The sequence below is a fragment of the Streptomyces sp. SID5910 genome, from assembly GCF_009862125.1.
Classification (GTDB): Bacteria; Actinomycetota; Actinomycetes; order Streptomycetales; family Streptomycetaceae; genus Streptomyces.
Genome location: NZ_WWHX01000089.1, coordinates 1 through 6,989 on the forward strand (window position 1 = coordinate 1; position 6,989 = coordinate 6,989).

The following is a 6,989-nucleotide window of genomic DNA, read 5'->3' on the forward strand; positions in this document are numbered from 1 at the left end:
CCGGCGTCGGCGACGGCCTCCCGGGCCGCGACCACCGCCATCTGGATGAACCGGTCGGTGCGCCAGCGCAGTCCGCGTCCGAGCGCCGCGGCGAGGGCGTCGTCCGGGACGCGGCAGGAGAAGTCGACGGGCATGTCCTCCAGGGCCGGGTCGGGCGCGGCCGTGGGGGTTCCCTCCAGGAGGTGTTCCCAGCTTTCCTTCACGCCGACCGCGGCCGGGGTGACGAGGCCGAGGCCGGTCACCACCACGGGTTCCCGGTTCATGACAGCGCCTTGTCCCCCGCCGCTTCGGCACCGCTCGGCGCCGGAGCCCCTTCCTCGACCGCACCGGCGGCCCGCGGGTTCTGCGCGGCGGCCTGCTCCTCGATGAAGCGGAGGGCTTCGGCCAGCGTGGTCTGCGTCGACAGCCCCGAGGAGGCCTCGAACAGCTTGATGCCGTCCTCCTCCTCCAGGACCACGAAGAGTTCCGCCAGGGACAGTGAGTCGATTCCGAGGTCCTGGAGTGTGGCGTCGGGGTCCATCGCCTGCGGGTCGACTTCGAAGTAGTCGCACAGCAGTCCCGTGAGGCGCTCTTGCAGCGGGGAGGTGTTCATCGCTTCTCCAGACGAGTCGGCAGGGGCGAGATCTCAGGCGGACGCCAACGTGGAAGTCCGCCTGTTCCCGGGGACGTTGAGGGTTCTGACGAGATAGGGGACGTCGAGCGCCGCCGGGGCGGACACGCCGTCGCGTGCCTCGGCGGTGTCGAGCGCGCCGCGTTCGTAGCTGCGCCGCAGGTGTCCGTAGCGGCGGCCGCCGGGCTGGAGCGAGACGATGAACGACTCCAGCGTCGTGGCGTCGACGTCACCTTCCACCACGACGGGCTCCACCCAGGGGACCAGTGACCGCATCGCCTCCAGCCACACCGATGCCGGTGTGTCGACGGGGTGGGTCACGTGCCGTGTGACGACTCCCGGTGCGGGGTCGTCGTCGCGGGTCAGGCGCATGACGGCGTCCGTCGCGTACTCCACGGACGCGATGTTGGTGGTGCTGCCGGGCCGGCCGGGCAGCCGGACGCGGAAGACGCCGTCACCGTCCGGGCGTACGCCGAACCGGCGGGTGAGGAAGTCCGGTCCCCAGGATGCCAGTCGGCCCAGCCGCAGTCCGAGGACGGAGTGCGGGTGGCGGGGTCCGCGCGGGAGCAGCGGCTTGTCGGTGACCAGTGTGCTGGGCCGCAGGACCAGCGCCCGGCGCCCGTCACGGGCCCACGCTCGCACCAGCAGCTCGGCCTGGTACTTGGACTCCTCGTACGGGGTCATGAACCCGAAGGAGCCGTCCAGGTCGTCCTCGGCGACCGTGCAGTCGGTGCGGCCGCCGGCGACGTAGGCGGTGCTGATGTGCACGAAGCGCGGCCGGCGTCGGCCCGCGGCGGCGAGTTCCAGCATGTGCCGGGTGCCCTCGACGTTGACGGCGCTGACCGTCGCCAGATCCGCTTCGAGGTGGGTGGAGGCCGCGCAGTGCCACACCTCGTCCACCTCGTCCGCGAGCCCGTCGAAGACCTCGCCGAACAGGCCGAGACGGGCGGCGCCGAGGTCGGCCTGGACGATCCGCACGCGCCCGCCGACGGGCGAGCCGTTCTCCGGGCCGCCTCCGGCGAACGCCAGGGCGCGTTCGATCCGGGCCGCCGCACGGGCCGGGGCGTCCCGGACCAGCGCGACGACACAGCAGTCCTGTTGCAGCAGCCGGGCCAGGAGATGGCAGCCCAGAAAGCCCGTCGTACCCGACAGCGCGATCGTCCTCATACAGGCAAGCCAGCCTCTCGGAGTCGGTCTTCGTGCCGCGCACCGGGCGCTCACCGGCTGCCGCGCACACGCGTTCCCGTAGTCAGCATGGTGGCGGCGGCCGGGCACCGCCTCCTGAGAGGCGTCCCGGCTCACCCGGATGCCGGGAGCGCGCCCACCAACCCCTCACCGGTGCACCCGGCCTCCGGTGTGTCGGTCACGAGGTGCGTGCGGCGCGCCTTCACAGTGGAGCGATGCCCGACCAGAACTTCCCGGACTCCGGGGGCGTCTCCGCGGCGTGCCGGAGGCGGGCGCTCGCCGTGCTCGCCGTCGCCGGTGCGCTGTGCGCGCTCTTCCTGTGGGCGTCGGCGGGCCTGCACGACCACCTCGCCCGCGGGGGGTTCACCGCGACCGGCACCCAGGCCGCCCGTGCCGAGGCCGTGGCGGAGCGGTACGGCGCCGCCCGCCCCGACCTCATCTTCGTCCTCACCCCTGCCTCCGGACAGCGGCTCGACTCGCCCGCCGCCGCGCGCTCCGCCCACCGGCTGGCCGAGCGGCTGCGCGGTGAGCCGGGCGTCACGACGGTCCGGTCCGCCTGGGAGGAGGATCCCCGGTCGGGGCTGTGGTCGGCCGACGGCCGTGCCGGTCTGGTCGTGACCCACCTGGAGGGCGGCGAGGACGGCGCCTCCCGTACCGCCGAGCGTCTCGTGCCGGAGCTGACGGGCGCCGACGGGCCGGTGACCGTCCGGGCGGCGGGGCCGGCCTGGACCACGGCGTCGGCGACTCGCACGGCCGCCGACGACCTGATGCGCGCCGAGCTGATCGCGGCGCCGTTGACCTTCCTGGTGCTGGCCTGGGCGTTCCGTTCCCTGGCCGCCGCTCTGCTGCCCGTCGTCGTCGGGGCCACGGCCGTACTGGGCGCGATGGCCGTGCTGCGGGTCGTGAGCGAGTTCGCCCCGGTCTCCGTGTTCGCGCAGAACCTCGTCGGCGGGCTCGGGTTCGGGCTGGCCGTGGACTACTCCCTGTTCCTGGTCGGCCGTTACCGCGAGGAGACGGGCGGCGGCACCGACCCGGTCACGGCGGTGTCCACGGCGACCCGGACGGTGGGCCGGACCGTCGTGGCCTCCGCGTGCATCCTGTCCGCCGGGCTGGCCGTGCTGCTGGTCTTCCCCTTTCCGTTCCTGAAGTCCATGGCCTGCGCCGGCATCGCGGTCACCGTCCTCGCCGCCGCCACGTCCCTGCTGGTCGTGCCCGCGGCCCTCACCCTGCTCGGCCCCTGGATCGAGCGCACCGACCCGCTCGGGGCCGGTCGCCGCACCCGGCACCCGGCCGACGGCAGCGCGCGCACCGACCCGCTCGGGACCGGCCGTCGCACCCGGCACCCGGCCGACGGCAGCGCGGCCTGGCGCTCACTCGCCCGAGCGGTGACGCGCCGCCCCGCCCTGAGCGCGGCGGCCGCCCTGGCCGTCCTCGGGCTCTTCCTCCAGCCCTTCCTGCACGTACGGCTGGCCCTGCCCGATCAGCACATCCTCCCGGCCGGCGCACCCGCCCGCGCCGACGCCCGCGTCCTCGACGACCTGTTCCCCGAACTCCCCGGGCAGCTCACGGTCGTACTCCCCGACGTACGGCCCACCGCCGAGGCGGGAACGGCCCTCGACCGCTACGGGCGTGCCCTGTCCGCCCTGCGCCATGTGCAGGCCGTGCGGGTCGGCTCGGTCGGCACCTTCCAGGACGGGCGACGCACAGGCCCGGCGCCTGCCCCGCCTGAGGCAGCGGGTGAGGTGCCCGGCAAGGGTGCGCTGGTGACGGTGGCGTCGGCGGCGGCCCCCCACTCGCGGGCCGCCGCCGAACTGGTCGCGGACATCCGCGCGTTGCCCGCCCCCGCGACGGTCCGGGTGGCTGGCGCCGCCGTGGACAACGTCGACGCGCGGGCGGCCCTCACCGGCCGGCTGCCCCTGGCGGCGGCGATCCTGGCCCTGGTGACGCTGGCCGTCACCGCCTACTACACCCGGTGCGTCCTGGTGCCCGTCAAGGTCGTCGCCGTGGCGGCGGTGAGCCTGACCGCCGCTCTGGGCGGTGTCGTCCACGCCTTCCAGGACGGCCATCTGGAGCGGCTGCTGGGCCACTCCGAGGCCACCGGCGCCATCGACGCGACCATGCCGGTCCTGCTGTTCTGCATCGCCTTCGGCCTGACCGTCGACTACGAACTGCTGCTGCTCGCCCGCATCCAGGACCATTACCGGGCGACGGGTGACACGACGGCCGCCATCGTCCACGGCGTCGCCCGCACCGGCCGTGTCTTCACCGCCGCGGCTCTCGCCGTCGCGGTCGCCATGGGAGCCCTCGTCGCCTCCGACGTCAGCCTGCTCCGGCAGTTGGGGTTCGGTGTCGCCCTGGCCGTTCTGGTCGACGCCACCCTGGTGCGCGGCGTGCTGGTCCCCGCCGTCATGCGGCTCATGGGCCGCGCCAACTGGTGGAGCCCCGCGGCCGTGCGGCCGGCCGGGGCGCCGTCCGCCGCGCCGCAGCACCTGGCCGATGACGCTCGGTAATTTCCGCGGGCCCAGCCGCTTCACCCGGCGCTGCGGGGATACCCGAGAGGGGATGTCATCCAGCTTGGGGGAAATCGCGGTGGAGGAATCGTCACTACGGGCAGTGGGCTGGGCGCGGTCGCTGCCCTTGCAGAGCACACCGAAGGAGGCACGTGACTGGGCCCTCGGGCACTTGGAGACGCTGGACTGGACCGACAGCGCTCCGCAGACGGTGGACGCGGTGCTGATCACCGTGTCGGAACTGGTCACGAACGCCCACGTCCACGCGCATTCGCATGCGCAGTTGGTGATGACGTGGGACGGCCGGTGTCTGCACGTCGCGGTGCGGGACGGCTCCAGTGAGCTGCCGAGAACCCGGCCGCCGAGCGACCAACGCCTGGGCGGGCGGGGCATGTTCCTCGTGGACGCGCTGGCCGACGAGTGGGAGGCCCGTCCGTGTCAGGACGGCAAGACGGTCATCGCCTGCTTCCGCCCGCCGTCCGTGGCCGAGGACACCGGTCCGGAGACCCTTCCGCGCTGAACGGGCTGCACGGGCTGAACGGGCTGCACGGGCTGAACGGGCTGAACGGGCTGAACGGGGAGACGACGCGTACGTACCGGCCCTGACCCGTGGTGCGCCGTGATGCGCGTCACCACGCGGCCACATCGGGGCCGGGCGTGCGCGATCATGACCGGATGGACGCTCGCTGCCTCGGCATCACCGAACTAGTCGAAACCCCGTCCGTGGCGGTCGTGGTCGACGTCATGCGTGCCTACACGGTGGCCGCCTGGGCCTTCGCCCGAGGGGCGGAGAGGATCGTGCTCGCCGAGTCGCTGGACGAGGCCCTGGCGCTCAAGGCCCGCCACCCGGACTGGGTGGCGCTGAAGGACGGTGCGCCGGCGCCCGGGTTCGACGCCGTCAACTCGCCGGGCCTGCTGCGGTCCGCCGACCTCGGCGGCCGGACCGTCGTGCAGAAGACCACGGCCGGTACGGTCGGCGCCCTCGCGGTCAAGGAGGCGTCGCTCGTGCTGTGCGCCGGCTTCGTGGTGGCGGAGGCGACGGCCCGGCTCCTGCGGACCCGCGCGTGCGACAGCGTCACGTTCGTGGTCACCGGTGAGGACGGGCGGGCCGAGGAGGACCTGGCCTGCGCCCAGTACATCGCCCGCAGGGCCGACGGGGTCGCGACAGACGCGGCCGGGTTCCTTCGCCGCGCCCGCGAGTCCCGGGCCGCCGCCGAGCTGGAGCAGGGCGTGCGCCAGGGAGCCCACCCCGACGACGTCCCGCTCTGCCTCGAACTCGACCGGTTCCCCTTCGCCATGGTGGCGACGCCGGAGGACTCGCTCATGGTCCTTCGCCCGTGCCCGGCACCGGCACCGACCGACGAGGCCACGAGCTGACCGAGCCGGCCCACCGGGCACCGCGCCCGGCACGCTCAGCAGGCTGCGGCTTCCTCCACCGTCGCCCGCACCTTCAGGACCGTGTCCACGCCGGTGAGCTCCAGGAGCCGGACCAACTGCTCCGTCGGCGCGGCCAGGCGCAGGTCCGCCGCCTGGTGGGTGAGTATCAGCAGATTCAGCAGCGCCGAGTCCGCGAAGGTGACGCCGGAGGCGTCCAGTATCACCCTCGGATACGTCTTGGACGCGGTGTTCAGCGCCTGTGCCAAGGGCGTGATCGAGTTCATGTCGTACGCGCCTCGCGCGCCGACGACCCAGGCACCGCACCGCTCGTACTGCACCACAACGGTGTCGTCCATGGCCTGCATCCGACCCCCAACGAGACCTGTCTCCTATTGCGCGAAAAGTATGTCATGTATTGGGCTTCCGGCAAAGACGGTCCCTAAAATGCTGTGCATGGTTGAAGTGCCTGGATCTCACACCGGATGGACGTTCGTCACGAACCACGCGCGCGTGCTCGCCGCCATCGCCGACAACCCGAACATCCGGATCCGCGACATCGCCGCTCACTGCCGGCTCACCGAGCGCGCCGTCCAGCGGATCATCTCCGACCTCGAACAGGACGGCTACCTCTCCCACACCCGGGACGGGCGGACGAACACCTACCGCATCGAGCCGGACAAGGTCCTGCGCCACCCGGCGGAGGCCGGGCTGACGGTGGCGTCGCTGCTCTCCCTGCTCGTCCAGGACGAGACCCACCGCGGCCGGAAGCCCGGTGGCCACGCGGCGCGCCTGACCGACACCAGGTGAGGGTGAACGGGTCGGCCCCGCGGGCGAGGAGGCGCAGGGTTCCCACTGCGGCGCCCGCGGGGCCGATGGGACGTCCAGTACCCCTCGTTCCACCCGGTACGCCGGATACCGTCCTCCGCGTCCGGTTTGATCACCCGAGGTCTCCCCGGGCGAGGACCGGTCAGCGCGCAAGAGCGCACACAGAAGGGTGGGTTCGGCCCCTGTCGGGCCGAACCCACCCTTCTCGTCACGCCGTTGCGGTGGCGTGACCGTGCCGCGTTCAGTCAGCGGCGGGCATCACCATCGGTACCAGCGGCCCTTGCGGCCACCGCCGGCCGCCGGACGGACGACGAAGCCCAGCAGCCACACCACGAGCACGATCACCGCGACCCACCAGAGGGCCTTGAGCGCGAAGCCCGCGCCGAAGAGAACCAGAGCCAGCAGAAGAACCAGAAGCAGGGGAACCATAGTTGTCAACCTCCTGGCCGACGTGTGCTCTCATCCCGCCCCCACAAACACCA

9 protein-coding genes are annotated in these 6,989 nt (G+C 73.0%); 4 read left to right on the plus strand and 5 right to left on the minus strand.

The features are described from left to right. The 3 genes from GTW67_RS03440 to GTW67_RS03450 form a co-directional block, all read right to left on the minus strand. Positions 1-263 (minus strand): beta-ketoacyl synthase N-terminal-like domain-containing protein (locus GTW67_RS03440; protein ID WP_272920455.1); only part of this gene is annotated, 263 nt, incomplete at its 3' end. Then, positions 260-592, minus strand: a complete 333-nt coding sequence (locus GTW67_RS03445) for an acyl carrier protein (RefSeq protein WP_161163306.1) — start codon at positions 590-592, stop codon at positions 260-262. The genes GTW67_RS03445 and GTW67_RS03440, both read right to left, overlap by 4 nt. 33 nt (positions 593-625) lie before the next feature. After that, entirely contained in the window at positions 626-1,777 is a 1,152-nt protein-coding gene (locus GTW67_RS03450) for an SDR family oxidoreductase (protein WP_161163307.1), read from the minus strand. 233 nt (positions 1,778-2,010) lie between these two features. Here GTW67_RS03450 and GTW67_RS03455 point away from each other — a divergent pair, with 233 nt between their 5' ends. The 3 genes from GTW67_RS03455 to GTW67_RS03465 all read left to right on the plus strand — a co-directional run bounded on the left by GTW67_RS03455 (position 2,011) and on the right by GTW67_RS03465 (position 5,682). Then, positions 2,011-4,305 carry an MMPL family transporter gene (locus GTW67_RS03455; protein ID WP_161163308.1) on the plus strand — a complete coding sequence of 765 codons (2,295 nt, stop codon included), beginning with the start codon at positions 2,011-2,013 and terminating at the stop codon, positions 4,303-4,305. A gap of 52 nt (positions 4,306-4,357) precedes the next feature. Beyond that, positions 4,358-4,825 carry an ATP-binding protein gene (locus GTW67_RS03460; RefSeq protein WP_202436772.1) on the plus strand — a complete coding sequence of 156 codons (468 nt, stop codon included), beginning with the start codon at positions 4,358-4,360 and terminating at the stop codon, positions 4,823-4,825. Positions 4,826-4,980: 155 nt separating this feature from the next. Next, on the plus strand, positions 4,981-5,682 hold the full coding sequence (locus GTW67_RS03465; protein WP_161163310.1) for a 2-phosphosulfolactate phosphatase: 702 nt from the start codon (positions 4,981-4,983) through the stop codon (positions 5,680-5,682). A 35-nt stretch (positions 5,683-5,717) separates the two neighbouring features. On the opposite strand, the gene GTW67_RS03470 is transcribed toward GTW67_RS03465, so the two are convergent. Then, the gene (locus tag GTW67_RS03470; RefSeq protein WP_161163311.1) at positions 5,718-6,047 is read right to left on the minus strand and encodes an STAS domain-containing protein; all 330 of its coding nucleotides are present in this window, start codon (positions 6,045-6,047) and stop codon (positions 5,718-5,720) included. A gap of 88 nt (positions 6,048-6,135) precedes the next feature. Here GTW67_RS03470 and GTW67_RS03475 point away from each other — a divergent pair, with 88 nt between their 5' ends. Next, positions 6,136-6,489: a helix-turn-helix transcriptional regulator gene (locus tag GTW67_RS03475; protein WP_161163312.1), complete on the plus strand. Its 354-nt coding sequence runs from the start codon at positions 6,136-6,138 to the stop codon at positions 6,487-6,489. A 276-nt stretch (positions 6,490-6,765) separates the two neighbouring features. On the opposite strand, the gene GTW67_RS03480 is transcribed toward GTW67_RS03475, so the two are convergent. Further along, positions 6,766-6,936 (minus strand): hydrophobic protein, encoded by a 171-nt coding sequence (locus tag GTW67_RS03480; RefSeq protein WP_161163313.1) that lies wholly within the window; start codon positions 6,934-6,936, stop codon positions 6,766-6,768. Between the last annotated feature and the right edge of the window lie 53 nt (positions 6,937-6,989).